The organism is Streptomyces sp. NPDC034111, assembly GCF_055575375.1.
The window spans coordinates 999,391-1,024,900 of the sequence record NZ_JBVIST010000001.1; the positions used below are offsets into that span (position 1 = coordinate 999,391).

23 protein-coding genes are annotated in these 25,510 nt (G+C 71.5%); 7 read left to right on the forward strand and 16 right to left on the reverse strand.

Going from position 1 to position 25,510, the window contains the following annotated elements; all coding sequences use genetic code 11:
• Nucleotides 1–112: 112 nt before the first annotated feature.
• From ACZ55A_RS04460 to ACZ55A_RS04470, 3 genes are all read right to left on the reverse strand, one after another.
• Nucleotides 113–742: an MBL fold metallo-hydrolase gene (locus ACZ55A_RS04460; RefSeq protein ID WP_468833105.1), complete on the reverse strand. Its 630-nt coding sequence runs from the start codon at nucleotides 740–742 to the stop codon at nucleotides 113–115.
• Nucleotides 742–1,827 (reverse strand): S-(hydroxymethyl)mycothiol dehydrogenase, encoded by a 1,086-nt coding sequence (locus ACZ55A_RS04465; RefSeq protein WP_468833109.1) that lies wholly within the window; start codon nucleotides 1,825–1,827, stop codon nucleotides 742–744. Before ACZ55A_RS04465 ends, ACZ55A_RS04460 begins: the two co-directional genes overlap by 1 nt.
• A gap of 181 nt (nucleotides 1,828–2,008) precedes the next feature.
• Nucleotides 2,009–3,373, reverse strand: coding sequence for an enolase C-terminal domain-like protein (locus ACZ55A_RS04470; protein ID WP_468833113.1), 1,365 nt, complete (start codon nucleotides 3,371–3,373; stop codon nucleotides 2,009–2,011).
• A gap of 259 nt (nucleotides 3,374–3,632) precedes the next feature.
• On the opposite strand from ACZ55A_RS04470, the gene ACZ55A_RS04475 reads away from it, so the two are divergent.
• Nucleotides 3,633–4,448: an HAD family acid phosphatase gene (locus ACZ55A_RS04475; RefSeq protein WP_468833119.1), complete on the forward strand. Its 816-nt coding sequence runs from the start codon at nucleotides 3,633–3,635 to the stop codon at nucleotides 4,446–4,448.
• Between the two features lie 122 nt (nucleotides 4,449–4,570).
• Here the strand turns inward: ACZ55A_RS04475 and ACZ55A_RS04480 are convergent, their stop codons facing one another.
• Both ACZ55A_RS04480 and ACZ55A_RS04485 read right to left on the reverse strand, forming a co-directional pair.
• Entirely contained in the window at nucleotides 4,571–5,476 is a 906-nt protein-coding gene (locus tag ACZ55A_RS04480; protein ID WP_468833123.1) for a ribonuclease Z, read from the reverse strand.
• A 6-nt stretch (nucleotides 5,477–5,482) separates the two neighbouring features.
• The gene (locus ACZ55A_RS04485; RefSeq protein ID WP_468834654.1) at nucleotides 5,483–5,842 is read right to left on the reverse strand and encodes a histidine triad nucleotide-binding protein; all 360 of its coding nucleotides are present in this window, start codon (nucleotides 5,840–5,842) and stop codon (nucleotides 5,483–5,485) included.
• A gap of 225 nt (nucleotides 5,843–6,067) precedes the next feature.
• On the opposite strand from ACZ55A_RS04485, the gene ACZ55A_RS04490 reads away from it, so the two are divergent.
• The gene (locus tag ACZ55A_RS04490) at nucleotides 6,068–6,496 is read left to right on the forward strand and encodes an OsmC family protein (RefSeq protein ID WP_468833126.1); all 429 of its coding nucleotides are present in this window, start codon (nucleotides 6,068–6,070) and stop codon (nucleotides 6,494–6,496) included.
• 137 nt (nucleotides 6,497–6,633) lie between these two features.
• Here ACZ55A_RS04490 and ACZ55A_RS04495 read toward each other — a convergent pair whose 3' ends face one another.
• From ACZ55A_RS04495 to hrcA, 4 genes are all read right to left on the reverse strand, one after another.
• Complete coding sequence (locus tag ACZ55A_RS04495; protein WP_468833131.1) at nucleotides 6,634–7,377, reverse strand: 16S rRNA (uracil(1498)-N(3))-methyltransferase; 744 nt, start codon at nucleotides 7,375–7,377, stop codon at nucleotides 6,634–6,636.
• Nucleotides 7,374–8,462: a nitronate monooxygenase gene (locus ACZ55A_RS04500; protein WP_468833135.1), complete on the reverse strand. Its 1,089-nt coding sequence runs from the start codon at nucleotides 8,460–8,462 to the stop codon at nucleotides 7,374–7,376. The genes ACZ55A_RS04495 and ACZ55A_RS04500 overlap by 4 nt, the downstream gene beginning before the upstream one ends.
• Before the next feature lie 257 nt (nucleotides 8,463–8,719).
• The gene (gene dnaJ, locus ACZ55A_RS04505; protein ID WP_468833139.1) at nucleotides 8,720–9,856 is read right to left on the reverse strand and encodes a molecular chaperone DnaJ; all 1,137 of its coding nucleotides are present in this window, start codon (nucleotides 9,854–9,856) and stop codon (nucleotides 8,720–8,722) included.
• The gene (gene hrcA, locus ACZ55A_RS04510) at nucleotides 9,857–10,873 is read right to left on the reverse strand and encodes a heat-inducible transcriptional repressor HrcA (protein ID WP_468833144.1); all 1,017 of its coding nucleotides are present in this window, start codon (nucleotides 10,871–10,873) and stop codon (nucleotides 9,857–9,859) included.
• Between the two features lie 195 nt (nucleotides 10,874–11,068).
• Here hrcA and ACZ55A_RS04515 point away from each other — a divergent pair, with 195 nt between their 5' ends.
• A complete protein-coding gene (locus tag ACZ55A_RS04515) occupies nucleotides 11,069–11,806 on the forward strand; it encodes an MBL fold metallo-hydrolase (protein WP_468833150.1) in 738 nt (245 codons plus the stop codon).
• A 59-nt stretch (nucleotides 11,807–11,865) separates the two neighbouring features.
• Nucleotides 11,866–12,699: a DUF3097 domain-containing protein gene (locus tag ACZ55A_RS04520; RefSeq protein ID WP_468833154.1), complete on the forward strand. Its 834-nt coding sequence runs from the start codon at nucleotides 11,866–11,868 to the stop codon at nucleotides 12,697–12,699.
• Nucleotides 12,700–12,776: 77 nt separating this feature from the next.
• Here ACZ55A_RS04520 and hemW read toward each other — a convergent pair whose 3' ends face one another.
• The 4 genes from hemW to lepA form a co-directional block, all read right to left on the reverse strand.
• Nucleotides 12,777–14,009, reverse strand: a complete 1,233-nt coding sequence (gene hemW, locus ACZ55A_RS04525) for a radical SAM family heme chaperone HemW (protein ID WP_468833159.1) — start codon at nucleotides 14,007–14,009, stop codon at nucleotides 12,777–12,779.
• A gap of 88 nt (nucleotides 14,010–14,097) precedes the next feature.
• Entirely contained in the window at nucleotides 14,098–16,176 is a 2,079-nt protein-coding gene (locus ACZ55A_RS04530) for a SpoIIE family protein phosphatase (RefSeq protein WP_468833164.1), read from the reverse strand.
• A gap of 232 nt (nucleotides 16,177–16,408) precedes the next feature.
• Nucleotides 16,409–18,298, reverse strand: a complete 1,890-nt coding sequence (locus ACZ55A_RS04535; protein WP_468833168.1) for an AMP-dependent synthetase/ligase — start codon at nucleotides 18,296–18,298, stop codon at nucleotides 16,409–16,411.
• A 373-nt stretch (nucleotides 18,299–18,671) separates the two neighbouring features.
• Nucleotides 18,672–20,543 (reverse strand): translation elongation factor 4, encoded by a 1,872-nt coding sequence (gene lepA, locus ACZ55A_RS04540; protein WP_468833173.1) that lies wholly within the window; start codon nucleotides 20,541–20,543, stop codon nucleotides 18,672–18,674.
• Nucleotides 20,544–20,919: 376 nt separating this feature from the next.
• On the opposite strand from lepA, the gene rpsT reads away from it, so the two are divergent.
• Both rpsT and ACZ55A_RS04550 read left to right on the forward strand, forming a co-directional pair.
• Nucleotides 20,920–21,186, forward strand: coding sequence for a 30S ribosomal protein S20 (gene rpsT, locus ACZ55A_RS04545; RefSeq protein ID WP_468833178.1), 267 nt, complete (start codon nucleotides 20,920–20,922; stop codon nucleotides 21,184–21,186).
• A gap of 431 nt (nucleotides 21,187–21,617) precedes the next feature.
• Nucleotides 21,618–22,571, forward strand: coding sequence for a hypothetical protein (locus ACZ55A_RS04550; protein ID WP_468833182.1), 954 nt, complete (start codon nucleotides 21,618–21,620; stop codon nucleotides 22,569–22,571).
• Between the two features lie 44 nt (nucleotides 22,572–22,615).
• On the opposite strand, the gene holA is transcribed toward ACZ55A_RS04550, so the two are convergent.
• Nucleotides 22,616–23,599: a DNA polymerase III subunit delta gene (gene holA, locus ACZ55A_RS04555; RefSeq protein WP_468833190.1), complete on the reverse strand. Its 984-nt coding sequence runs from the start codon at nucleotides 23,597–23,599 to the stop codon at nucleotides 22,616–22,618.
• Nucleotides 23,600–23,900: 301 nt separating this feature from the next.
• Between holA and ACZ55A_RS04560 the strand changes: the two genes are divergently transcribed.
• The gene (locus tag ACZ55A_RS04560) at nucleotides 23,901–24,146 is read left to right on the forward strand and encodes a hypothetical protein (RefSeq protein WP_468834656.1); all 246 of its coding nucleotides are present in this window, start codon (nucleotides 23,901–23,903) and stop codon (nucleotides 24,144–24,146) included.
• 61 nt (nucleotides 24,147–24,207) lie between these two features.
• Here ACZ55A_RS04560 and ACZ55A_RS04565 read toward each other — a convergent pair whose 3' ends face one another.
• Nucleotides 24,208–24,984, reverse strand: coding sequence for an arylamine N-acetyltransferase family protein (locus tag ACZ55A_RS04565; protein WP_468833197.1), 777 nt, complete (start codon nucleotides 24,982–24,984; stop codon nucleotides 24,208–24,210).
• Between the two features lie 20 nt (nucleotides 24,985–25,004).
• Nucleotides 25,005–25,490, reverse strand: a complete 486-nt coding sequence (locus ACZ55A_RS04570) for an RrF2 family transcriptional regulator (protein WP_468833202.1) — start codon at nucleotides 25,488–25,490, stop codon at nucleotides 25,005–25,007.
• Between the last annotated feature and the right edge of the window lie 20 nt (nucleotides 25,491–25,510).

The window sequence follows — 25,510 nt, forward strand, 5'->3', positions numbered from 1 at the left end:
CCGTATCCCCTACGGGATGTGTTCGCCCGCGCCTTAGGGGCCGGCCCGTCACGACTGGCCCCTCACCGGCCGGCCCCTCTTGGCCGGCCCTCACCGACCACGCCCGCCCCGCTCAGTGGCCACGCGTGATCCACTCCTCCAGGTGCGGCGCCTCCTCCCCGATCGTCGTCGGGTCGCCGTGCCCGGTGCGGACCACCGTCTGCGGCGGCAGGCTCAGCAGCCGGTCCCGGATCGAGGCGACGATCGTCGGGAAGTCCGAGAAGGACCGGCCGGTGGCGCCGGGTCCGCCCTGGAAGAGGGTGTCGCCGGTGAAGACGGTGCGCAGGTCGGGCGCGTAGAGGCAGACCGCACCGGGGGCATGGCCCGGGGTGTGCAGCACGGTCAGATCCGTGCCAGCGATGGTCAGCACCTGACCGTCCGCCAGCTCCGCATCCGGAGCGGAGTCCGGGTGGGTCATCTTCCACAGCGGCAGATCGGCGGGGTGCAGATGGATCCGGGCGCCGGTACGGGAGGCCAGCGCGGGGGCGGCGTCGATGTGGTCGTTGTGCGCATGGGTGCAGATGATCGCGCGCAGCGTGCGGCCGCCGAGGGCGGCCATGATGGCGTCGGCGTCATGGGCGGCGTCGATGACGACCGCCTCCTCGTCGTCGCCCACGATCCACACGTTGTTGTCGACGTCCCAGGTGCCGCCGTCGAGCGAGAACGTGCCGGAGGTGACCAGGTGGTCGATGCGGGCCGTCATCAGAGCGTCACCACCGAACGCAGTACGTCACCGGCGTGCATCCGCTCGAAGGCCTGCTCGACGTCCTCGATGCCGATGGTCTCGGTGACGAACCCGGCGAGGTCGATCCGGCCCTGCTGGTGCAGATCGATCAGCATCGGGAAGTCCCGGGAGGGCAGACAGTCGCCGTACCAGGAGGACTTGAGGGCGCCGCCGCGGCCGAAGACGTCCAGCAGGGGAAGTTCCAGGGTCATCTCCGGGGTGGGGACGCCCACCAGGACGACGGTCCCGGCCAGATCGCGGGCGTAGAACGCCTGCTTGTACGTCTCGGGCCGGCCGACCGCGTCGATGACCACATCCGCACCGAAGCCGCCGGTCAGCTCGCGGACCGCCTCAACGGGGTCGGTGGTACGGGAGTTGACGGTGTGGGTGGCGCCCATGGTGCGTGCGGTCGCCAGCTTGCGGTCGTCGATGTCGATGGCGATGATCTTCGCCGCGCCGGCGAGCCGCGAACCGACCACGGCCGCATCCCCGACGCCGCCGCAGCCGATCACCGCGACCGAGTCACCGCGCCCGACACCGCCGGTGTTGAGCGCGGCGCCGATACCCGCCATCACCCCGCAGCCCAGCAGACCGGCCACCGCGGGTGACACCTGCGGGTCGACCTTGGTGCACTGCCCGGCGGCGACCAGCGTCTTGTCGGCGAAGGCGCCGATACCGAGCGCGGGGCTCAGCTCGGTGCCGTCCTTCAGCGTCATCTTCTGCTGGGCGTTGTGGGTGTCGAAGCAGTACTGGGGCCGGCCGCGCAGACAGGCCCGGCACTGGCCGCACACCGCACGCCAGTTGAGGACGACGAAGTCACCGGGCGCGACATCCGTGACCCCGGCGCCGACCGACTCGACCACACCGGCCGCCTCGTGGCCGAGCAGGAACGGGAACTCGTCGTTGATACCGCCCTGCTTGTAGTGCAGATCGGTGTGGCACACCCCGCACGCCTGGATCTTCACCACGGCCTCGCCGGGACCCGGATCCGGCACCAGGATCGTCTCCAGCCGGACCGGTTCGTTCTTCCCCGGCGCGATCACGCCGCGCACTTCCTGTGCCATCGGAACAGCCCCTTTCACAGATCACGTACGGGACCACTGTGGCGCGCTGCCACTGAGCCGTGCTCACCGTACGCGTGCCGGGCGACCTGGCACAGGACCGCGTGAGCGGCGGGATGGCGCGCTGGCACAGGACCGCGTGAGCGGCGGGTGGCACGGGGCGCCGGTCGGCGGGACCGCGCCGTCACCAGCGCGGGACGGTGGGGGTGACCCATCCGGGATCGGCCAGCCGCATCGCCGCGGCGTCGTCGCGGTCGCGCAGCGCGCCGTCGTCGGCCAGCCAGCGGCGGTGCAGTGCGGCGAGCCGGTCGCGGTCGAGCTCGACACCGAGGCCGGGGGCGTCACCGACGTCCACCCGGCCGTCGCGGAAGGCGATCCGTTCGGTGAGGACGTCCTCGGTCTGCCAGGGGTAGTGGCTGTCGCAGGCGTGGCCGAGATCCGGCACGGTCGCCGCCACCTGGGTCATCGCGGCGAGGCTGATGCCCAGGTGGGTGTTGGAATGCATGGCCAGGCCGACGCCGAACGCGCGGCAGATCGCGGCGAGTTCGCGGGTACGCCGCAGCCCGCCCCAGTAGTGGTGGTCGGCGAGCACGATCTGGACGACGTCCTTGGTGAACGCCTCGGCGATCTCGTCGAGGGCCGTCACGCACATGTTGGTGGCCAGCGGGAGGGGACGCCCGCCTGAGGCGCCCCGGCCCGCCGCCCTCAGAGCCGCGGCCACCTCCGCCATCCGGGCCGTGCCGCTCACCGGGTCCTCCAGGTACTCCAGGACGCCGCTCAGCTCGTCCGCGACCGCGAGCGAGGTCGCCACGCTCCAGGCGCCGTTGGGGTCGAGCCGCAGCGGCCGGCCGGGGAAGTCGGCGGCCAGCGCCTTGACCGCGGCGATCTCCCGGGCGGGTTCGAAGACGCCGCCCTTGAGCTTGAAGGACGTGAAGCCGTAGGTGTCGGCGAACCGGCGGGCCTGGGCGACGATGCCGGCCGGGTCGAGCGCCGCGCCCCAGTCGTCGCGCTCCCCGCGGCCGCCGGGGTGTGCGGCCCACCGGTGGAAGAGGTAGGCGCTGTATTCCACGCGGTCGCGGACCTTGCCGCCGAGCAGGGCGTGGACGGGCAGTCCGGCGGCCTTGCCCCAGGCGTCCAGGCAGGCGACCTCGAAGCCGGAGAGGACGGAGAGCCGCAGCTTGTCGGCGGTCTGTACGCCGCGCAGCCCGCCGACGTCGACCGGGCGGGCGCCGGTCGCGTCAGCCCCGGGCGCGGCCGGTCCCTCCCCGCACACCTCGGCCGCCGCCGCGAACAGACCATTCAGGTCCGTGACCGACCGGCCGATCAGCGCACCGGCCAACCGCCGTGCCAGTTCAACGTACTTGGTGTCTCCGTAGGTCTCGCCGAGCCCCGTGACGCCGCCTTCGAGGGTGAGCTCGACGACCAGACGCGGGGTGTACGGCTGGTGCACGCCCTGGGTGTTCAGCAGCGGCGGATCGGCCACCAGGACGGGGGTGAGCCGGACCTCGGCGACGGCGAGGGGGTGCACGCGGTTCACACGGCCGGTCATGGCACGGGCTCCTGTGAGGTCGGGGCGGTTCCCCTGAAGACACGGTTCGCGGGTCTCATATATGGACGGGATTTACGAATGGGGCCGGAGGTCAAGGATGCGGCATCACGGCCGTCAAGCCCCGCCCCCACGCCGCCCGTTACCGCACCGGCCCTTCCCGGCCAGCCTTTACCAATCGTTGAATCTTCGCGCGTAGATACCCCTCTGAGGCTCTGTTACACCTACCGATGACCACTCGTGCCATCCGAAGGAGCAGCGCATGCCGCGCCCCGTTCGCTTCCGTCCCGCCCTCTCCCGCCGCGCCCGCCTCGGCGCCGCCACGGTCGCCGCCCTCGTCGCCGGCACCGCCGCCTTCGGCATAGGCCAGGCCACCGCCGAACACTCCGTGCCGCGCACCGACAAGGAGATCCCGAACCTCACGCAGGTGCAGGAGAAGATCAAGGCGTACTACGGCGACACGGTGACGGCCGACGGCCAGCACTACGCCTCCCCGACCAGCAACTACGCCCGCCAGGTCCGCGGCATCGAGGCCAAGGCCCGTACCTACCTGACCAAGGCCCTCGCGAAGAGCGCCACGAGCGGCAAGAAGGCCAAGCCCGCCATCGTCCTCGACATCGACGACACCACCCTGCTCACCTACAACTACGAGCTCCAGGTGGGCTTCCACTTCACCCCGGAGAGCCAGGACAAGTACCTGGAAAGCACCGACATGGACCCGGTGTTCGGCATGAACCGGCTGGTCAACTGGGCGCACGAGAAGGGCGCCGAGGTCTTCTTCCTCACCGGCCGCAAGGAGGCGCAGCGCGACTGGAGCGTGCGCAACCTCAAGAACGTGGGCTACGACGTCGCGCTGGACCGCACGCACGTCTACCTGAAGGACAAGGAGCACCCGCCGGCCTACCTGCCCTGCGGCGCCACCTGTACGACCATCGAGTACAAGTCGGGCACCCGCAAGCACATCGAGTCCCTCGGCTACAACATCGTCGCCAACTTCGGGGACCAGTACAGCGATCTGAGCGGCGGCGCCGGTGACCGCACCTTCAAGATGCCGAACCCGATGTACTACCTGCCGTAAGCCACTGGGCGCCCGGAGGACAGCGGTCCGCCGGGCACTCAGCGCGCCGAAGCCCGGCGGACCGTCCTCCGTCGGGCCCTCGGCGCCGTCGGGCGCCTGGCGGACCGTCCTCCGTCAGGCGCTCAGCGCCGTTTGGGCACGGGCACCCGCGCCAGGTCCTTGGCGATGGTCAGCTCGCCCGTGAAGCCCGCCGCGCGCGCCTGCCGCTCGAACTCCGCCGGGTCGGCGTACCGCTGCGAGAAGTGCGTCAGCACGAGATGCCGCACCCCCGCCTCCGCCGCGACCCCCGCGGCCTGCCCCGCCGTCAAGTGGCCGTGATCCACCGCCAGCTGGACGTCCTCGTCCAGGAACGTCGACTCGATGACGAGCATGTCCGCCCCCTCCGCGAGGGCACGGACCCCAGGACACAGCCGGGTGTCCATGACGAACGCGAACCGCTGCCCCGGGCGCTGCTCGCTCACCTCGTCCAGGGTCACGCCGTTCAGCTCCCCGAGCCGCTGGAGGCGCCCGATGTCCGGACCGGTGATACCGGCCTCGGCCAGCCGCTCCGGCAGCATCCGGCGCGCGTCCGGCTCCACGAGCCGGTAGCCGAACGACTCGACCGGGTGGGAGAGCTTGCGCGCCTCCAGGACGTACGACGCGGAGCGCTCCAGCTCACCGTCGACGGCGACGGGCCGCTGGACCAGCCGGACCGTCTCCCGGTAGGCGGTGGCGTAGCGCAGCCGCTCGAAGAAGCGCTCCCCGCTGGCCGGGTAGTGGGCGGTGACCGGGTGCGGTACCCGGTCGAGGTTGATCCGCTGGATCACCCCGGCCAGGCCGAGCGAGTGGTCACCGTGGAAGTGCGTGATGCAGATCCGGTTGAGGTCGTGGGCGGCCACCCCGGCCCGCAGCATCTGGCGCTGGGTCCCCTCGCCGGGGTCGAAGAGCAGCCCCTGGCCGTCCCAACGGAGCAGATAGCCGTTGTGGTTACGGTGCCGCGTGGGGACCTGGCTCGCGGTGCCGAGGACGACCAGTTCACGTACGGACATGACCGGTCAGCCAGGAGGCCACTGGAGGCCACGGCCGCCGAGTACGTGCAGATGAGCGTGGAAGACGGTCTGGCCCGCGCCGGCACCGGTGTTGAAGACGACCCGGTAGCCCCGGTCGTCGACCTTGTCCTCGACGGCGACCTCACGGGACTCCCGCAGTATGTCGGCGATGACCTGCGGCTCGGCGGCGGCGAGGGTCGCGGCGTCCGGGTAGTGCACCTTGGGGATCACCAGCACGTGCGTCGGGGCCTGGGGGTTGATGTCGCGGAACGCGACAGTGGTCTCGGTCTCCCGGACGATGGTCGCCGGTACCTCCCCCGCCACGATCTTGCAGAACAGGCAGTCGGCCTGCGGTTCTCCCGCCACCGGTGGCTCCTCCCAGGTCATCCGTCCTGCGTACGGTACGCAGTCCTGGGATGCTACCGGGCGACCGCCCCCGGAGCGCCCACCCCGCACGGGCACGCGGGCGCGGGCACGATCCGGCGGCCCGGCGGGCCGGTCGGGCGCTGACGCGGCGAGCGGCACGGTGCAGGCCACCGGGATCACTAAGCTGGCGGTGATCGCTTTCGCCACAACCGGGAGTTATGCACCATGGCAACCACGCGCACCGCCAAGACCCACTGGGAAGGCAACCTCCTGGAGGGCAAGGGCACCGTCGCCCTGGAGTCCTCCAAAGTCGGTACGTACGACGTGAACTGGCCCGCCCGCGCGGAGCAGCCCAACGGCGTCACCAGCCCCGAGGAGCTGATCGCGGCGGCCCACTCCTCCTGCTACTCCATGGCCTTCTCGCACGGCCTGGCGGGCAAGGGCTACACCGTCGAGACCCTGGACACCCAGGCCGATGTGACGTTCCAGCCGGGTGAGGGCATCACCGCCATCGCCCTGACCGTCAAGGCCCGCGTCCCCGGCCTGTCCGAGGACGAGTTCCAGGCGGCGGCCGAGGACGCCAAGAAGAACTGCCCGGTGAGCCAGGCACTGGCGGGCGTCAAGAACATCACGCTGAACGCGGAACTGGTATGAGCCGAGGCCGGCCCCCCGGCCGGCCGGCTGAACGGTGAACGGCGGTGCGCCGGCGGGCCCTTGGGGCCGGCCGGCGCACCGCTGCGTTGTCAGTGGTCCGTGCCACGATCGTGGTGGTCAGTGGCTGAGGTTGGGGCCTAGCTCCAGCGGCCCGTGCGGCCCAGCAGAAGCGCGGTGGCCGCGGTGCCTGCCGTGGAGGTGCGCAGGACCGTCGGACCCAGGCGGTAGGGCGTGGCGCCGGCCTCGGCGAAGATGGCGAGCTCCTCCGGGGAGACACCGCCCTCGGGGCCGACGACGAGCACGATACGGCCGGTGGGCGGAAGCCCGGCGGTGGCGAGCGGGGAGCTGCCCTCCTCGTGGAGGACGGCCGCGAAGTCGGCGTCGGCGAGCAGCGCGGCCACCTGCTTGGTCGTCATCGGGTCGGTGACCTGTGGGAAGGTCAGCCGGCGGGACTGCTTGCCCGCCTCGCGGGCCGTGGCCCGCCATTTGCCCAGCGCCTTGGCGGCCCGCTCGCCCTTCCACTGGGTGACGCAACGCGCCGCCGGCCAGGGCACGATGGCGTCCACCCCGGTCTCGGTCATCGTCTCGACGGCCAGTTCGCCGCGGTCGCCCTTGGGGAGCGCCTGGACGACGGTGAGGGTGGGGTCCGGCGGAACCTCGGTGCGCAGTTCCGCGATGTCGACGGTGAGCCGGTCCTTGCCCTCGACGGCGGCGACCGTGCCGAACGCCCCGGCGCCGCGGCCGTCCGTCAGCACGACCTCCTCACCGACCCGCAGCCGGCGCACCGACACCGCGTGCCGTCCCTCGGGCCCGTCCAGGGTCAGCGCCCCTCCGGCCCGTACGTCCGCCAGTGATTCGACGAGGAATACGGGGGCGGTCATGAGCCGCCGCCCGCGGTGGCCCGGCTCAACGCGGCGTGTGCCGCCTCCACTTCGGCCACCAGGACGTCGACCAGCTGCGCGGCCGGCAGCTCCCGGGCCAGCCGGTGCCCCTGCCCCGCCCAGAGGTTGAGGCCCTGCGCATCGCCCGCCTTGGCCGCGGCCTTGCGCACGGTGGAGGTGAGGTAGTGGACGGCCGGGTAGGCGGCCGGGGCGTACGGGCCGTGCTCGCGCATGAAGCGGTTCACCAGCCCGCGGGCCGGCCGGCCGGAGAACGCCCGGGTCAATTCCGTATGGGTGAACAGGGGGTTGGTCAGCGCCTGCTTGTGGAGCGGGTTGGCGCCCGACTCGGGGGTGGCGAGGAAGGCGGTGCCCAGCTGCGCCATGGTCGCCCCGGCGGCCAGCACCGCGGCGATCTGCGAACCGCGCATCAGCCCGCCCGCGGCGATCACCGGGATCTGTACGGCCTCGCGGACCTGGCCGAGCAGGGCCAGCAGCCCCAGCGCCGCGCCGGTGCCGTCCGCGTGCGGATCGTCCCGGTGGGTGCCCTGGTGACCGCCGGCCTCCACGCCCTGCACACACACCGCGTCCGCGCCCGACCACTGCGCGGCCTGCGCCTCGGCGGCGGTGGTGGCCGTGACGACGGTGTACGTGCCGACCTTCGCGAAGGCGTCGAGGACGGCACGCGAGGGGCAGCCGAAGGTGAAGGACACCACCGGCACCGGGTCCTCCCGCAGGATCGCGAGCTTGGCCTCGTAGCCGTCGTCGCTGGGCCCGTCGGTGTCGCCGAGCTCGGTCTCGTACCAGGCGGCCTCGCCCGCGAGCTGCTCGCGGTAGACGTCGACGGCGGAGGGGTCGGCCAGCGAGGGCTGCGGCATGAAGAGGTTGACGCCGAAGGGCCGGTCGGTCAGCGACCGCAGCTGTTTGATCTCCTGATACATGCCGTCGGCCGTTTTGTAGCCGGCGGCGAGGAAGCCGAGACCGCCGGCGCCGCAGACGGCGGCGGCCAGCTCGGGTCCGGAGCCGCCCCCTGCCATCGGGGCCTGCACGATCGGGTAGCGGCAGAGATCGGTCAGTGCGGTGGGCATGGGCACATCGTGTCACGGGATGTGCCGAGCCCCCGCATCAGGGGCTCGGCACCGGTACGGCACTTAAGGGGTGGGCGAACACATCCCGTAAGGGACGCAAACGCCCCCTGCGGGGCCACAACGCGGCGGGCGTGTACGGGTATTCCCGCGGCTCACCACCCCGGGTCGCCCGTACGGGGACACCCTGCCCGCCCGTGCGGAGACGCCCGGCCCGCCCGTACGGCACGCCCGGCCCGCACTACCGCCGCCCGTACGGGCTACCGCCCGTTGAACGCATCCTTCAACCGCGAGAACAGACCCTGCTGGCCCGGCTGGAACTGGCCCGTGGGCCGTTCCTCGCCGCGGAGCTTGGCGAGCCGGCGCAGCAGCTCCTCCTGCTCCGGGTCGAGCTTGGTCGGTGTCTGTACCTCGACATGGACGATCAGGTCGCCGCGGCCGTTGCCACGCAGATGGGTCACCCCGCGCTGGTGCAGCGGGATCGACTGGCCTGACTGGGTGCCGGGCCGGACGTCGATCTCCTCGATCCCGTCCAGCGTCTCCAGCGGGCATTTGGTGCCCAGCGCCGCCGCCGTCATCGGGATGGTGACCGTGCAGTGCAGATCGTCGCCGCGCCGCTGGAAGACCGGGTGCGGCAGCTCATGGATCTCGACGTAGAGATCACCGGCGGGTCCGCCGCCGGGGCCGACCTCGCCCTCGCCCGCGAGCTGGATACGTGTGCCGTTGTCGACACCGGCCGGGATCTTGACGGTCAGCGTGCGCCGGGAGCGGATCCGCCCGTCGCCCGCGCACTCGGGGCACGGCGTCGGCACGACCGTTCCGAAGCCCTGGCACTGCGGGCACGGCCGCGAGGTCATGACCTGGCCGAGGAAGGACCGGGTGACCTGCGAGACCTCACCGCGGCCGCGGCACATGTCACAGGTCTGCGCCGAGGTCCCCGGCGCCGCGCCCTCGCCGCTACAGGTCGTACAGACCACGGCGGTGTCGACCTGGAGGTCCTTGGTCGTGCCGAAGGCCGCCTCGTTCAGCTCGATATCGAGCCGGATCATGGCGTCCTGGCCGCGGCGGGTACGCGAGCGCGGACCGCGCTGCGAAGCCGTGCCGAAGAACGCGTCCATGATGTCGGAGAAGTTGCCGAAGCCGGCGCCGAAACCGCCCGCGCCCTGGCCGGCGCCCGCCTGCGAGAGGGGGTCGCCGCCGAGGTCGTAGACCTGCTTCTTCTGCGGATCCGACAGGACCTCGTAAGCGGCGTTGATCTCCTTGAACCGCTCCTGGGTCTTCGGGTCCGGGTTCACGTCCGGGTGCAGCTCGCGCGCCAGCCGCCGGAAGGCCTTCTTGATCTGGTCCTGCGAGGCGTCACGGCTGATGCCGAGGACCGAGTAGTAGTCCGTGGCCACTTACGACTCCGCGAGGATTTGTCCGACGTAACGTGCCACTGCGCGTACCGCTCCCATCGTTCCGGGGTAGTCCATGCGGGTCGGTCCGACCACGCCGAGTTTGGCGACTGCCTCGTCGCCCGAACCGTAACCGACCGTGACGACGGAGGTCGACGTCAGGCCTTCATGGGCGTTCTCATGCCCGATGCGTACGGTCATGCCCGAGTCCTTGGCCTCTCCGAGCAGCTTGAGCAGCACCACATGCTCCTCAAGGGCCTCCAGCACCGGGCGGATGGTCAGGGGGAAATCGTGTCCGAAGCGGGTGAGATTGGCGGTACCGCCGATCATCAGCCGCTCTTCGGTCTCCTCCACCAGAGTCTCCAGCAACACCGACAGCACTGTCGAGACCGTGCCTCGGTCGTCCTGCTCGAAGGACTCCGGAAGATCCTGCACCAACTGAGGCACATCCGTGAAACGGCGCCCCACGACCCGGCTGTTGAGCCGCGCCCGCAGATCCGCCAGGGAGGTCTCGGCGAACGGCGCCTGGCAGTCGATCAGCCGCTGCTCGACGCGTCCGGTATCGGTGATGAGTACGAGCATCAGCCGGGCCGGGGCGAGCGCCAGCAACTCGACGTGCCGGACCGTGGACCGCGTCAGGGACGGGTACTGCACGACCGCGACCTGCCGGGTCAGCTGGGCCAGCAGACGGACCGTACGGCCCACGACGTCGTCGAGGTCCACGGCACCGTCCAGGAAGTTCTGGATCGCCCGTCGCTCGGGGCTGGACAGCGGCTTGACGCCCGCCAGCCGGTCGACGAAGAGGCGATAGCCCTTGTCCGTCGGGATCCGCCCGGCGCTCGTGTGCGGCTGGGCGATGTAGCCCTCGTCCTCCAGGGCCGCCATGTCGTTGCGAATGGTGGCCGGGGAGACCCCGAGCTGATGGCGCTCGGTGAGCGCCTTGGAGCCGACCGGCTCCTCCGTCCCGACGTAGTCCTGGACGATGGCGCGCAGCACTTCGAGCCTGCGTTCACTGAGCATCCTGCGCACCTCCAGTCCGGCCGTCCCGCCGTCTCGTAACTCCTGGCACTCACATGGGCCGAGTGCCAGACCCGGAGCCAGTGTACGGCCGGGTAGCACGGCCACGGCAAGGGCGACCCCGCGCAGCACCCCTCGGATGACCGTGTTCGGGCGATCTGCCGGGCAACGCTATCGCGAGGGAGCTAGCGTCTCGGTATGCGCACTGCTTGGGAAGAGGCCGGGTGGGAACAGCTCGGTGACGGTGTCGCCAGGCGCCGGATGCCGGGCTGGGACGAGACGATCGGCGTGATCGAGGGGTCGGCCGGCGTCATGATCGTCGACACCGGTGCGACCATCCGTGACGGCGCGGATCTGCGCCGGGCGATCCGCGGCGTGCTGGGCCGGGACGTGACGCATGTCGCGCTGACCCACCCGCATTTCGATCATGTGCTGGGCACCGCCGCCTTCGCGGGCGTCGAGGTGTTCGGCGCGGCCGGCCTGGGCGAGTTGCTGCGCCGCAGCAAGGACGAACTGCGGCACTCCGCGATGCGGCACGGTGTCGAACGGGACCTCGCCGCCGAGGCCACCGATCTGCTGGTCGTCCCGCACCACCATGTGCACGGTCAGCTGACCGTCGACCTCGGCGACCGGCAGGTGCTGCTCGCCAATGTCGGCCCGGGCCACAGCGCCCACGACCTGGCGGTCCTGGTGCCCGGCCGGCACGGCGCCCCTGAGATCGTCTTCTGCGGCGACCTGGTCGAGGAGTCCGGCGAGCCGCAGGCGGGCCCGGACGCGCTGCCCCAGCAGTGGCCCGCGGCCCTGGACCGGCTGCTGGCGCTCGGCGGCGAGGACGCCTTGTACGTCCCCGGCCACGGCGCCGTGGTGGACGCCGCCTTCGTCCGCACCCAGCGCGACGCCCTGGCCGTGCGTTTCGGTGTCGCTCCGCCCTCCTGACCGCCGTTCCGGTATTCCTGAGCCCTGCCCGTCCCTCCGACCAGAACAGAACAGGCCCCATGCAGAGCAAGCGCTACAGCCCCGACCTCACTCCGCCCTGGAAGAAGCAGTCGCCCGCCCCCGAGGTACCGGCCGACCCCGATCTGGTCGTCGAGGAGGTGACCACGGGCTTCTGTGGCGCGGTGATCCGCTGCGAGAAGAGCGCCGAGGGGCCGACGGTCACCCTGGAGGACCGCTTCGGCAAACACCGCGTCTTCCCCATGGCTCCGCGCGGCTTCCTCCTGGAAGGCAAGGTGATCACCCTCGTACGCCCGCAGAGCCGTCCGGCGCCGGGCGGCCCCGCCCGTACGGCCTCCGGCTCGCTCGCGGTTCCCGGCGCCCGCGCCCGGGTCGCACGCGCCGGGCGCATTTACGTGGAGGGCCGGCACGACGCGGAGCTCGTCGAGCGGGTATGGGGCGACGACCTGCGCATCGAGGGCGTCGTCGTGGAGTACCTGGAGGGCATCGACGACCTCCCGGCGATCGTCCGCAGCTTCTCACCCGGCCCGGACGCCCGTCTGGGCGTCCTCGTCGACCATCTGGTGCCCGGCTCGAAGGAGTCCCGGATCGCGGCCGAGGTGACCGGTGCGGACGTCCTGGTCGTCGGCCACCCGTACATCGACATCTGGGAAGCGGTGAAGCCGTCGTCGGCCGGTATCGCGGCCTGGCCGTCCGTGCCGCACGGCCAGGACTGGAAGACGGGCGTCTGCCGGGCCCTGGGCTGGCCGGAGAACACCGGCGCGGCATGGCAGCGGATCCTGTCGTGCGTGCGGACGTACAAGGACCTGGAGCCGGCGTTGCTGGGGCGGGTGGAGGAGTTGATCGACTTCGTTACGGTTGGCGGTGGTGTTTGACGCGGGGAGGGTGCCGAACCCCTCACCTTCCGCCGTGCTGCCGAGAGCGTTGACGCTGAGGGCACGCAGCCGATTGATCAGTCCACCAAGTCCCGCACCACCGCGTCGGCCAGCAGCCGCCCCCGGAGTGTCAGCACGGCCCGGCCGCGGCCGTAGGGCCCGGCCTCCAGGAGCCCGTCCGCCAGGGCGCGCTCGGCCGCGCGGGTGCCGGCGGGGGTCAGGAGCTCCAGCGGGCAGCCGTCCGACAACCGCAGCTCCAGCAGGATCCGTTCGACCCGCCGGTCCTCGTCGGCCAGCAGTTCGCGGCCGGCGCCCGGGGAGCGGCCGTCGCCGAGGGCCTGGGCGTAGGCGCCGGGGTGCTTCACGTTCCACCAGCGGACGCCGCCGACGTGGCTGTGGGCGCCGGGGCCGGCGCCCCACCAGTCGGCGCCGGTCCAGTACAGCTCGTTGTGGCGGCAGCGGGCGGCTTCGGTGGTGGCCCAGTTGGAGACCTCGTACCAGGTGAAGCCGGCCGCGGTGAGGCGTTCGTCGGCGATGAGGTAGCGGTCGGCGTGCACATCGTCGTCGGTCATCGGGACCTCGCCGCGGCGGATCCGGCGGGCGAGCTGGGTGCCCTCCTCGACGATCAGCGCGTACGCGGAGATGTGGTCGGGGCCGGCGCCGAGGGCGGCGTCGAGGGAGGCGCGCCAGTCGTCGTCGGTCTCACCGGGGGTGCCGTAGATCAGGTCGAGGTTGACGTGCTCGAAGCCGGCCGCGCGGGCCTCGGCGACGCAGGCCTCGGGGCGGCCGGGGGTGTGCGTACGGTCGAGGATCTTCAGGACGTGCTGCCGTGCGCTCTGCATCCCGAAGGAGACCCGGTTGAAGCCGCCCGCGCGCAGCTCGGCGAGGTAGCGCGGGTCGACGGACTCGGGGTTGGCCTCGGTGGTGATCTCGGCGTCCGGTGCGAGGCCGAAGGTGTCGCGGAGGGCGGCGAGCATCCGGACGAGGTCGGCGGCGGGAAGGAGGGTGGGGGTGCCGCCGCCGACGAAGACCGTCTCGACCGGGCGCGGGTCGTCCCCCAGGACCTTGCGGGCCAGCCGGATCTCCTCGACGAGGGTGTCGGCGTAGTTGTCGCGGGAGGCCAGGGCGCCGCCGGAGCCGCGCAGCTCGCTCGCGGTGTAGGTGTTGAAGTCGCAGTAGCCGCAGCGGGTCGCGCAGTACGGCACATGCAGATAGAAGCCGAGGGGCCGCCCGGCCGCCCCCGCCAGGGCATGACGGGGCAGCGCCCCGTCCTCGGGCATCGGCTCACCATCAGGCAGTGCGGAAGGCATGGGAACCATTGTCCGTCATGCGGCGGGCAGGGCGGTTCCCGCCGAGGGTGGCCCCGGTGGAGGCCCACGGAGACCGGGGAAGCGAGCCCTAGGTGGGGCCGCCCGCCGCCTGGAGGACCAGCAGCGCCAGGTCGTCGTCGGGCGGGGTCGGGTCGAAGGCGTGGACGGTGTGACGGATGTGGTCGGCGAGGGCGGTGGCGCCCAGACCGGCGCCGGCGGCGAGGGCCGTGGCCAGGCCGTCCTCGTCGTCGAAGAGCCGGCGGCCGGAGCGGCGCTCGGTGACCCCGTCGGTGACGCACAGCAGGGTCTCGCCGGGGCGGAGGTCAAACGATTCGCTGACGTATGTCGCGTCCTCGACCACCCCGAGCAGCATCTGCGGGGCCGCCACGACCCGGACCGTGCCGTCGGTGCCCAGGACGAGCGGCAGCGGGTGGCCGGCGCTGGCGAGGGTGCAGCGGGCGCCGCCGAAGCCGCCGGGGTAGGGGACGATCTCGCCGTAGAGGAGGGAGAGGAAGCGGGCCTGTTCGCCCTCCTCGCGGATCTCCACCGGCGCCTCCGCCCCGGCTCCGGCCGCCGCCACCGCGGCCGCGACCGCCGCGACCGAGTCCGCGGCCTCCCGGGCCATGGTCTTGTTGAGCCGGTCGAGGACGTCGGCGACGCCGAAGCCGTCGCGGGCCAGCAGCCGCAGCACCGGCCGGGCCAGCCCGGTCACCGCGGCCGCCTCGGGCCCGCTGCCGCACACGTCGCCGAGGGCGAAGCACCACCGGCCGTCCCCCGCGTCGAACAGGTCCCAGAAGTCGCCGCCCGCCCAGGCGCCCTCGCGCGGCTCATAGACCACCGCCGACTCGACCCCGGGCACCTGCGCCCGCCCCGGGGGCAGCAGCCGGCGCTGGAGCACCTGGCTGATCCGCTCCTGACGGCTGTACGCGCGGGCGGTGGCCACGGCGCGGGCGACCCGGCGGCCCAGGTCCTCGAGCAGGCCGACCACTTCACCGGGGAAGCGCAGCAGCCCGCCGCGGCCGAGGAGCAGTGTGCCGAGCCGGCGACCGCCGGCGACCAGGGGGCAGGCCAGCGCCGCGCCGCCCTGCTCACAGCCGCCGGGTTCGTGCGGCCAGGGCCAAGGGGCCGTGGTGGGCGTGCTGCGGGGCGCGGCGTCGCCCTGCCGCTCCGGCGGCTGTTTCTCCAGCGCCGTACGGAGTGAATCGATCCGGCTCTCGCTGCTGTGCCAGACGCGGGCGAGGTGCTGCTCCTCACCGTTGGCCGCGATGCCCCGGCCGGGTGCGCCGGCGTCGCCGTCGTAGAGCCACACCGCGCACCAGTCGGCGAGCCGCGGCACGATCAACTGGGCGGCGAGGGAGGCGACTTGATCGGCGTCGAGCTGTCCGGAGAGCAGGTCGGAGGCCTCGGCGAGGAAGGACAGGGCGCCGTTGTCGACCCGGCCCGCGCCGGCCTCGGGGCGGACGGTACGGCGCGGGGCGGGGGCCAGGAGCTCGGCCGCCCGCAGTTCGCGCTCCAGCAGCTGCGCGTCGTAGCCGGTCTCGGGTTCCGTCATCGCGCCCGGGGCCTCCACGGGCAGCCGGAACCATACGGTCTTCATCGCCCGGCGGTAGGTGATCCCCCAGGATTCGGCGACCGCGCTGATCAGCCGGAGGCCGCGGCCGCCGCTCTCGGAGGCGGAGCCTTCGGCCGCCGCGCACTCGGAGGGGGCGCTCTCGGCCCGGGCGCGGACCGGCTGGGTGGGGTGGCGGTCGGAGACCTCGATGACGACGGCGGGGCGGGGAGCCGGTCCGGGCTCGCCGCTGTCGCCCTGCTCGGGCGCCGGGTCCAGCCGGCAGCACAGTTCGACGGTGGTGCCCGCGTGCACCACCGCATTGGTCACCAACTCGCTGACCAGCAGCACCGCTTCATCGGCGAGCCGGTCGGTGAGACCGTCCGCACCGGGCAGCCGCTGGGCGGTCCATACGGCGAAGGAGTCCCGGACGAACTGCCGGGCGCCCGCCGCGGCCTGCGGATCGCCGGGCAGGCCGGTCCGCCGGCAGCGGTTGGCGGGACCCGCGGCCGGCGCGCCCACGGAAGCTCCGCAGGGCCCGCCGCCGGGCCCGCCCGGCAGCGTCGTACGCGTCGTCATGACGTCGTCGTCCCGTGCAGACGAGGTTGTCGTCCTCATTGAGCAACTCCCGAGCAGCTCCGCTACAGCGCCGGATGCGCCACCGACAGAGTGACAGAACGAGCGCAGCCATAAGCACTGAGTCACGGAAGTGGGAGGTCGTGGCGGCCAATTCGGCTGACGCGCCGAGGGAGTTGGCCGACGTGCAAAGGGTGGGCCGGGGAGCCTCCTTGGGCGACGTCAGCGCTACGGGCGGGCCGCGCAGGCCCGCCCGTTGGCGGGGGATTGCCGGTTACGCCTCCCGGGAGCCCGCGTACATCTCGTCCAGCAGATCCTTGAACGTCCGCTCCACCACCGGCCGTTTGATCTTGAGGCTGGGGGTCACCTCACCGTGCTCGATGTCCAGGTCGCGCGGCAGCAGCCGGAACTTGCGGATCTGCTGCCAGCGTTGCAGCCCCTCGTTGACCCGCTCGACATAGCCGTCGATCAGCTCGCGGACCCGGTCCGTGGCGACGACCTCGGCGTAGGTCCTGCCCTCCAGGCCGTGCTCCTTGGCCCAGCCCAGGATCGTCGGCTCGTCCAGCGCGATCAGCGCCGTGCAGAAGTTCCGGTTGGCGCCATGCACCAGCACGTTGGACACGAACGGACAGACCGCCTTGAACTGGCCCTCCACCTCGGCCGGCGCGATGTACTTGCCGCCCGAGGTCTTGATCAGGTCCTTCTTGCGGTCGGTGATCCGCAGATAGCCGTCGGGCGACAGTTCGCCGATGTCGCCGGTGTGGAACCAGCCGTCCTCCTCCAGGACCTCGGCGGTCTTCTCCGGCAGCCCGTGGTAGCCCTCCATGATGCCGGGGCCGCGCAGCAGGATCTCGCCGTCCTCGGCGATCCGGACCTCGGTGCCGGGGAGCGGCTTGCCGACCGTGCCGGTGCGGTAGGCCTCGCCGGGGTTGACGAAGCTGGCGGCGCTGGACTCCGTCAGGCCGTAGCCCTCCAGGATGTGGATGCCGGCGCCGGAGAAGAAGTAGCCGATCTCCGGGGAGAGTGCAGCCGAGCCGGAGACAGCGGCGCGCAGCCGGCCGCCGAAGGCGTTCCGCAGCGTGCTGTAGACGACGGCGTCGGCAATCTTGTGCTGGGCGCCGAGTGCGAACGGCACCGAGGTGCTGCCGGTGCGCCGGAAGTTGTCCTGGGAGGTCTTGGCGTACTCGCGGGCCACCTCCGCCGCCCACTGGAAGATCTTGTACTTGATGCCGCCGCCGGCCCGGGCCTTGGCCGCGACACCGTTGTAGACCTTCTCGAAGATCCGCGGTACGGCGGCCATGTAGGTGGGCCGGACCACCGGCAGATTCTCGATGATCTTGTCGACCCGGCCGTCCACGGCGATCACATGGCCGGTGGCGATCTGCCCGGCGGTCAGCACCTTGCCGAAGACATGCGCCAGCGGCAGCCAGAGGTACTGCACATCGTCCTCGGTGACCAGCCCGGTCGCCTGGATCGCGCGGGCCATGTACGCCCAGCAGTCGTGCGGCAGCCGTACGCCCTTGGGGCGGCCGGTGGTCCCCGAGGTGTAGATCAGCGTCGCCAGCTGGTCGGCGCGGAGCTCGGCGACCCGCTCCTTGACGCACTCGGGGTGCTGCTCCAGATAGGCGGTGCCGCGCTTCTCCAGCTCGGCGAGGGTGAGCAGCCACCCCTCGGGGTCGTCGGCCGCGGGTGCGGCGTCCGCCTCGTCGATGACCACGACATGCGCCAGGTCGGGCAGTTCGGCGCGCCGCTCCCGGGCCTTGGCGAGCTGTCCGGCGTCCTCCGCGATCAGCACCCGGCTGCCGGAGTCGGCGAGGATGTAGGCGGTCTCCTCGGCGTTGGTGCTGGGGTAGACCGTGGTGGTGGCGGCGCCGGAGCAGAGCACGCCGAGGTCGGCGAGGATCCAGTCGACGCGGGTGTTGGCGGCCAGCGCCACTCGCTCCTCGGGCCGTACGCCCAGGGCGATCAGCCCGGCGGCCACCGCGTAGACCCGCTCGGCGGCCTCGGCCCAGGTGAGCGCCTGCCAGTCGTCCGGGCCCTCCCCGGAGGCCGGGGGCACGGGCCGGCGGTAGGCCTCGATGTCGGGCGTGGCCGCGACCCGCTCCAGGAAGAGGTGTGCCACCGAAGGCGGCCGGTTTTCGATCAGCGTGTGGATGTCCGTCACGGCGTCCTCCGGGGCCCGCTTCGTTGCTGGTGACTCGCGAGTAACCTTTGAGCAGTGATCAGAGTAGAGCGCGTTGCGCCGACGCGTAAGGGGCTACGACCGACTGGTTCACGTTGTGACCAGTGCGATAGGTGTACCTAGCACGCGCATCGCCCGATATGCGAGCCACGCCGCTCACCGCCCACCAGACCACAGCGGGCCACCGGGACACGGGTTACGGCGGAACGGCACGCACCGCATTCATTCCGATGCGGGGCGGGGGCCGCCCCGTCAGCGGTCCGCCCGGAAAACCAGCAGGGCGCCGGTCCCCCACCTGGGGACGGCGCCCTGCCACGGCCTTCCGCTTCGCGCGCTGACGCTCCGCCGTACCGCGCTACTTCTTCTTGGCGTCGCCGTCGGAGTCCGAGGACAGCACCGCGATGAAGGCCTCCTGCGGGACCTCCACGCTGCCGACCATCTTCATCCGCTTCTTGCCTTCCTTCTGCTTCTCCAGCAGCTTCCGCTTACGGGAGATGTCACCGCCGTAGCACTTGGCGAGGACGTCCTTACGGATGGCGCGGACCGTCTCACGGGCGATGACCCGGCTGCCGATGGCGGCCTGGATCGGCACCTCGAAGCTCTGCCGGGGGATCAGCTCCCGCAGCTTGGCGACCAGCCGCACGCCGTACGCATACGCCTTGTCCTTGTGGGTGATCGCGGAGAAGGCGTCGACCTTGTCGCCGTGCAGCAGGATGTCGACCTTGACCAGGTCGGCGACCTGCTCACCGGTGGGCTCGTAGTCCAGCGAGGCATAGCCACGGGTCTTGGACTTGAGCTGGTCGAAGAAGTCGAAGACGACCTCGGCGAGCGGCAGCGTGTAGCGGATCTCGACGCGGTCCTCGGAGAGGTAGTCCATGCCGAGGAGGTTGCCGCGGCGGGTCTGGCACAGCTCCATGATCGCGCCGATGAACTCGCTCGGCGCCAGGATCGTGGCCCGTACGACCGGCTCATGCACCTTGTCGATCTTGCCCGTCGGGAACTCGCTCGGGTTGGTGACCTCGTGCTCGGCGCCGTCCTCCATGTCCACGCGGTAGACCACGTTGGGCGCGGTGGCGATCAGGTCGAGGCCGAACTCGCGCTCCAGGCGCTCCCGGATGACCTCCAGGTGCAGCAGGCCCAGGAAGCCGACGCGGAAGCCGAAGCCCAGGGCCGCGGAGGTCTCCGGCTCGTAGACCAGCGCGGCGTCGTTGAGCTGGAGCTTGTCGAGCGCGTCGCGGAGCTCGGGGTAGTCCGATCCGTCCAGCGGGTACAGGCCCGAGAACACCATCGGCTTGGGGTCCTTGTAGCCGCCGAGCGGCTCGTCCGCCCCCTTGGTGAGCTGGGTGATCGTGTCACCCACCTTGGACTGGCGGACGTCCTTCACACCGGTGATGAGGTAGCCCACCTCACCGACCGACAGCCCGTCCGCCGCCTTCATCTCCGGCGAGTTGGTGCCGATCTCCAGCAGCTCGTGCGCGGCACCGGTGGACATCATCTTGATGCGCTCACGCTTGCTGAGCGTGCCGTCGACCACCTTCACGTACGTCACGACACCGCGGTACGCGTCGTAGACCGAGTCGAAGATCATCGCGCGGGCGGGTGCGTCCTTGACGCCGACCGGGGCCGGCACCTCGCGGACGACCTTGTCCAGCAGCTCGGGCACGCCGACGCCGGTCTTGGCGGAGACCTTCAGTACGTCCTCGGGGTCGCAGCCGACCAGGTTGGCCAGCTCCGCGGCGAACTTCTCGGGCTGCGCGGCCGGCAGGTCGATCTTGTTGAGGACGGGGATGATCGTGAGGTCGTGCTCCATCGCCAGGTAGAGGTTGGCGAGGGTCTGGGCCTCGATGCCCTGGGCGGCGTCGACGAGGAGGATGCAGCCCTCACACGCGGCGAGCGAGCGGGAGACCTCGTAGGTGAAGTCGACGTGGCCCGGCGTGTCGATCATGTTGAGGATGTGGGTGGTGCCACTTGCCTCTTCGCCCTCGGAGGGGCTCCAGGGCAGCCGGACCGCCTGGGACTTGATCGTGATGCCGCGCTCGCGCTCGATGTCCATGCGGTCGAGGTACTGCGCGCGCATCTGCCGCTGGTCGACGACACCGGTGAGCTGGAGCATCCGGTCGGCGAGCGTCGACTTGCCGTGGTCGATGTGCGCGATGATGCAGAAGTTACGGAGGAGAGCCGGATCGGTACGGCTCGGCTCCGGCACGTTCGTAGGGGTCGCGGGCACGCAGGATCCATTCAGTGAACGCGGGTAGGCGGGACTCGGGTATGTGACGTCCTCCCTATGGTCCCATGAGCGACGGGGTCGGTCCGGTTTGGGCGGCCTGCTCGCGGTCGCGGGTCGGGGTGGGATGCCCCGGGCGGGTCGGGGCGGGGGTGCCCCAGGCAGGTCCGGGTGGGTCCGGGCGGGTCCGGGCTGGCGGGACCCCGGGCGGGTCCGGGCCGGGTGCGCGCCACCGGGGGTGCAGGTCAGCGGCGGGGAGGCGGCCCAGGTCCGGTTTGGGACGCCGTAGACCCTGCTGGTAGCCTGGTCCACTGCGCTTCGTGCCCTCTCTCGTGCGCGGCGCAACTCGAAACTCCAACGAACCTGAAAAGGCTCTTTCGTGGCGAACATCAAGTCCCAGATGAAGCGGATCAAGACCAACGAGAAGGCTCGTCAGCGCAACAAGGCTGTCAAGTCCTCCCTGAAGACTGCGATCCGTCGCACCCGTGAGGCCATCGAGGCCGGTGACCTTCAGAAGGCCACCACCGCCCAGGCCGAGGCTGCCAAGAAGCTCGACAAGGCCGTCAGCAAGGGTGTCATCCACAAGAACGCCGCCGCCAACAAGAAGTCGGCGCTGGCCAAGAAGGTCGCGTCCCTCAAGGGCTGACCTTCCCCCTGAAACAACCTCTGCCGACAGGGACCCAGCGGCCCCTCTCTCCGCTCCCTGAACGGTGCACCACCGCGCCGCACGCGGCCTGCGTTCGCCACGCGGGTGCGGCGCCCCCGGCTCACCCGGCGATCACCTCGCCGAAAGAGCCGCAATCGCTTCGATCGCTTGATTGCACGTGATTGCGAAAGACCCCGCCTTGCCCCTTCCCCAGGGGTAGGCGGGGTTTTTCGTTGTTGTGGGGGGTTCTGGTTGTGGTGGGGGGTTCTGGTTGTGGTGGGGGTTGGTTGTTGTGGGGGCTTGGTGTACCGGTCTTCCCTGCCCGGGGCGTTCGCCGTGGCGCGGGTCGTGCATTCCGTGCGCCGCTGTGCGCTCCCGCCCCTTCCCGCAGGCCGGGGTCCGATGTCGGAGTGCTCCGCTACTCTGCGGCCATGTCCATATCGGGGGATCCGAATCCGCAACATCCCTACGGCCAGCCGCAGCCCAACCCCTACGGCCAGGTGCCCGCACCGCAGAACCCGGCGCCGGCCCAGCAGAATCCGTACGCCCAGCAGCTCCCGCCCCCGCCGTCGGCACCGCCACCGGCCCCGGGCAGCAGCTACGGCTACCCGGCACCCGGCGCACCCGTAGGCCCGCACGGCGGCCCTGCCGCTCCCGGTACCCCGGGCGCTCCCGCTGGGCCCGGCGCTCCTGGCGGTACGGGCCGGGGCACGTCCGGCTGGCTCTGGGCGGTCGGCGGTGCGGTCGCCGCCTCCGCGATCTGGGCCTCCCTGCTCTTCGCCACCGGTGGCTTCTCGTCCGAGCCGAGCCCCGACCTCGCGGGCTACCGCTACACCGGCGATCTGTGTGCGGCCACCTCGATGACGCCCTTCGAGAACGCCCGCTTCAAGGCGAAGGAGAACACCGGCTCGTCCTCGAAGGACGCCAACCCGCAGCACAGCGGCGCCCAGCAGAACTCGCTGGACACCATGTGGTGCAACGTCTCGCTGCAACAGGAGAACACCGGCGGCGCCACCGACTACTCCTCGACCTGGCTCTACAACAGCGCGACGCTGCACAAGAAGACCGACCCGGCGCCGGAGTTCGCGGACGGCTACCGCTCGTACGAGAAGCAGGACACCTCGGTCGGCTACAAGGTCGAGTCGGTACTGGGCCTCGGCGACGAGGCGTATCTGGTGACCCGTAACAGCACGGGCAGCAGTAGCAGCGGCTCGTATGTGATCCTCGGCGTGCGGGACGGCTGGATGACGTATCAGTCGACGTGGTCCAGCTACGCATCCAGCAGTAGCGCGAGCAAGCAGCCGACCTCCTCGGAAGTCGCGACCATGCTGAAGACCAGCGCGAGGGACACCCTCAAGCAACTACAGAACGCGGGCTCACAGTGACCTCGGGCGCACGGTGACGAGGACGTAGCGGGCGCCCGCCCGCCTCACCGCGAGCGGGCCGCCCGGGCAATGGCGACCACGGCCTTCTCCAGGGCGTACGCAGGATCATCCCCGCCGCCCTTCACGCCCGCATCGGCCGCCGCCACCGCGCGCAGCGCCGTGGCCACACCGTCCGCCGACCAGCCGCGCATCTGCTGCCGCACCCGGTCGATCTTCCAGGGCGGCATGCCCAGGTCACGGGCGAGGTCACCGGGGCGGGCGCCGCGCGGGGCGGAGGCCAGCTTGCCGATGGCCCGCACGCCCTGGGCCAGCGCGCTGGTGATCATGACGGGGGCGACGCCGGTCGCCAGCGCCCAGCGCAGCGCCTCCAGCGCCTCCGCGGCCCGGCCCTCCACCGCCCGGTCCGCGACGGTGAAGCTCGATGCCTCGGCCCGTCCCGTGTAGTACCGCGCGACGATGGACTCGTCGATCGTGCCCTCGACATCGGCGGCCAGCTGCGAACAGGCCGACGCCAGCTCACGCAGATCGCTGCCGACCGCATCGACCAGCGACTGACAGGCCTCCGGAGTCGCCGACCGCCCGGCCGCCCGGAACTCGCCCCGCACAAACGCCAGCCGGTCGGCCGGCTTCGTCATCTTGGGGCAGGCCACTTCCCGCGCCCCCGCCTTACGGGCGGCGTCCAGCAGGCCCTTGCCCTTGGCACCGCCGGCGTGCAGCAGTACGAGCGTGATCTCCTCGGCGGGCGAACCGAGGTACGCCTTGACGTCCTTGATGGTGTCGGCGGACAGATCATGGGCGGACCGCACCACCACGACCTTGCGCTCGGCGAAGAGCGAGGGGCTGGTCAGCTCGGCGAGGGTGCCGGGCTGCAACTGATCGGGGGTGAGGTCGCGGACATCGGTGTCCGCATCGGCCGCGCGTGCGGCCGCCACCACCTGCTGCATCGCACGCTCCAGCAGCAGGTCTTCCTGGCCCACCGCGATCGTGACGGGGGCGAGGGGGTCGTCGTGAGCTGTCTTCCTGGCCATCGCGCTCCAGCATCCCACGCCCCACCGACAACGCCGCCCGGACCACTCCCCCGCCCCCGCCGTGCCCGGACCTACTCCCCCATCGTGCCCCGGACCACTCCCCGCCACCGTGCCCGGCCCCCTGCCGGACAATGGTCCGGTGAACGACGACAACACCACCCGGCGCCACCAACCCGAAAGCCCCGAACACCCCGGCCACCCCGGCCACCCCGAACGCCCCGGCCACCCCGAACACACTGAACATCCGGTGCACACTGATCATCCGGTGCACCCCACACAGCCCAACCACCCCGCCCACCCCATCCACCCGGTACGACACGTCCTGGTGCTGCCCGACCGCGACGCGGCCGAAGAGGTGGCCGAGGCCCTGACCGACCGCTTCGGGGTCGCCGAGGAGCCTCAGCTCGTACGGGACGCCCTGGCCGGCGAGGACGATGCCGAGGACGCCCAGTGGCTGGTGGTCATCGAGGACCCGGACGCCGCCCATGACCCGGCACAACTGGACGACCTCGCGGCGGAGTACGAGGGCTGGCGCGAGGCCGAATGAGCGCACGCGAGCCCGAGTGGGGGTTCCGAGTGGGAGCAATGGGCCGACGACGGCCCCACCCTCACTGCCGGCCGGTCACCACGGGCTCCCGCTCCAGCACGATCCCGAAGTGCTCCCGGTAGGCCGGAAGGACCTCGTCCGCCCCCAACTGGCGCTCCACCCGCTCACCGCCGGCTCCGGTGATCACGAGCGCACGGCCGGAGAGCGTGACCCGGCCCGTCTCCGTAAGCCGTGAGCACACCAGGGACTGCGTGAAGTGCGAGGCGGGCGAGGTCCGGTGCCACCAGCAACCGACCTCGAACTCCGCGTACGCACGCGGGCGTTGTTCGATCCGGTACTGCGGCGAACCGTCCCTCAGCACATCGAGATCCCCCTCCCCCGTCTCCTCGATCCGGAAGACACCGGCCGGATCATCCTGCTCGGCATGGCTGTCCCACCGCAGCGGATAGTGGCTGTTCCGGCCGAACCCGACGTCCGCCAGCCACGGCCCGCTCGGCGTCCGAACGCGCAGCGCCATGTGGTCGTACGGGATGCCGAGCCCGTCGGCGCCGAAGACCCGGGCGGCCAGCAGCTCGACCTCGTAGCCGAGGGCGCGCAGCAGCATGGCGAAGGCCCCGTTGAGCTCGTAACAGAATCCGCCGCGCCGCGCGCCAACGATCTTGTCCAGCACCGGCTGCTCCGCCAGCACGATCTCCTCGCCGAGGTGGATGGCGAGGTTCTCGAAGGGGACCGTGCGCAGATGGCTGAGGTGCAGCGCACGCAGCGCGTCGGCGTCGGGCCGCTCGGGGCGGGTGGCGCCGATACGTTCCAGGTAGGCGTCGACAGCGGAATCGTCCATCAGATGCGCGTCCTCTCGGGTCAGTTGTCTGTTCTGTCAGAGGCGAACCAGCGGCGCGTACGTTCGGCCGCGGAGGCGGGTGTACCTGCGAGGACATCCGCAATGGTCTGCGCCGCCAGCTCACGCCGCCAGGCCAGCTCGGCCTTGCGCATCGCCGTGGAGATCCCGCACGGCCGCCCGAACTCCCGGGCGGACACCTCGGCCCCGGCCCCCTGCCGACGGATCTCCTTACAGCGAAAGGCCTCGTCGGTGCCCTCGATCGCCGCGACCACATCCATCAGCGTGATCCGCTCCGGCGCCCGCGCCAGCCGGAACCCACCCCGCGCGCCCGGCGTGGAGGTCAAGATCCCGGCCCGGACGAGCGCCTGCAACCGCTTGTTCAAATAAGCCGCCGGCAACGCGAACGAAGCCGCCAACCGCCCCGTCGACACCGGCCCCTCCCCTTCGAGCCACGCCAGCGTCACACAACAGTGCAGGCCCCACTCGACGCCTTCACTCATCCTCATAATCTGGAGTCTACTTGTCC

Excerpts from the sequence above, each read along its gene's own strand:
- ACZ55A_RS04530 (WP_468833164.1), bottom strand. The coding sequence starts at position 16,176 with ATGAGGACGACAACCTCGTCTGCACGGGACGACGACGTCATGACGACG.
- ACZ55A_RS04475 (WP_468833119.1), top strand. The coding sequence starts at position 3,633 with ATGCCGCGCCCCGTTCGCTTCCGTCCCGCCCTCTCCCGCCGCGCCCGC.
- ACZ55A_RS04550 (WP_468833182.1), top strand. The coding sequence starts at position 21,618 with ATGTCCATATCGGGGGATCCGAATCCGCAACATCCCTACGGCCAGCCG.
- hrcA (WP_468833144.1), bottom strand. The coding sequence starts at position 10,873 with ATGCTCAGTGAACGCAGGCTCGAAGTGCTGCGCGCCATCGTCCAGGAC.
- ACZ55A_RS04470 (WP_468833113.1), bottom strand. The coding sequence starts at position 3,373 with ATGACCGGCCGTGTGAACCGCGTGCACCCCCTCGCCGTCGCCGAGGTC.
- holA (WP_468833190.1), bottom strand. The coding sequence starts at position 23,599 with ATGGCCAGGAAGACAGCTCACGACGACCCCCTCGCCCCCGTCACGATC.
- ACZ55A_RS04495 (WP_468833131.1), bottom strand. The coding sequence starts at position 7,377 with ATGACCGCCCCCGTATTCCTCGTCGAATCACTGGCGGACGTACGGGCC.
- ACZ55A_RS04570 (WP_468833202.1), bottom strand. The coding sequence starts at position 25,490 with ATGAGGATGAGTGAAGGCGTCGAGTGGGGCCTGCACTGTTGTGTGACG.
- ACZ55A_RS04515 (WP_468833150.1), top strand. The coding sequence starts at position 11,069 with ATGCGCACTGCTTGGGAAGAGGCCGGGTGGGAACAGCTCGGTGACGGT.
- ACZ55A_RS04565 (WP_468833197.1), bottom strand. The coding sequence starts at position 24,984 with ATGGACGATTCCGCTGTCGACGCCTACCTGGAACGTATCGGCGCCACC.
- ACZ55A_RS04520 (WP_468833154.1), top strand. The coding sequence starts at position 11,866 with ATGCAGAGCAAGCGCTACAGCCCCGACCTCACTCCGCCCTGGAAGAAG.
- hemW (WP_468833159.1), bottom strand. The coding sequence starts at position 14,009 with ATGCCTTCCGCACTGCCTGATGGTGAGCCGATGCCCGAGGACGGGGCG.
- ACZ55A_RS04460 (WP_468833105.1), bottom strand. The coding sequence starts at position 742 with ATGACGGCCCGCATCGACCACCTGGTCACCTCCGGCACGTTCTCGCTC.
- ACZ55A_RS04500 (WP_468833135.1), bottom strand. The coding sequence starts at position 8,462 with ATGCCCACCGCACTGACCGATCTCTGCCGCTACCCGATCGTGCAGGCC.
- ACZ55A_RS04490 (WP_468833126.1), top strand. The coding sequence starts at position 6,068 with ATGGCAACCACGCGCACCGCCAAGACCCACTGGGAAGGCAACCTCCTG.
- ACZ55A_RS04465 (WP_468833109.1), bottom strand. The coding sequence starts at position 1,827 with ATGGCACAGGAAGTGCGCGGCGTGATCGCGCCGGGGAAGAACGAACCG.
- ACZ55A_RS04480 (WP_468833123.1), bottom strand. The coding sequence starts at position 5,476 with ATGTCCGTACGTGAACTGGTCGTCCTCGGCACCGCGAGCCAGGTCCCC.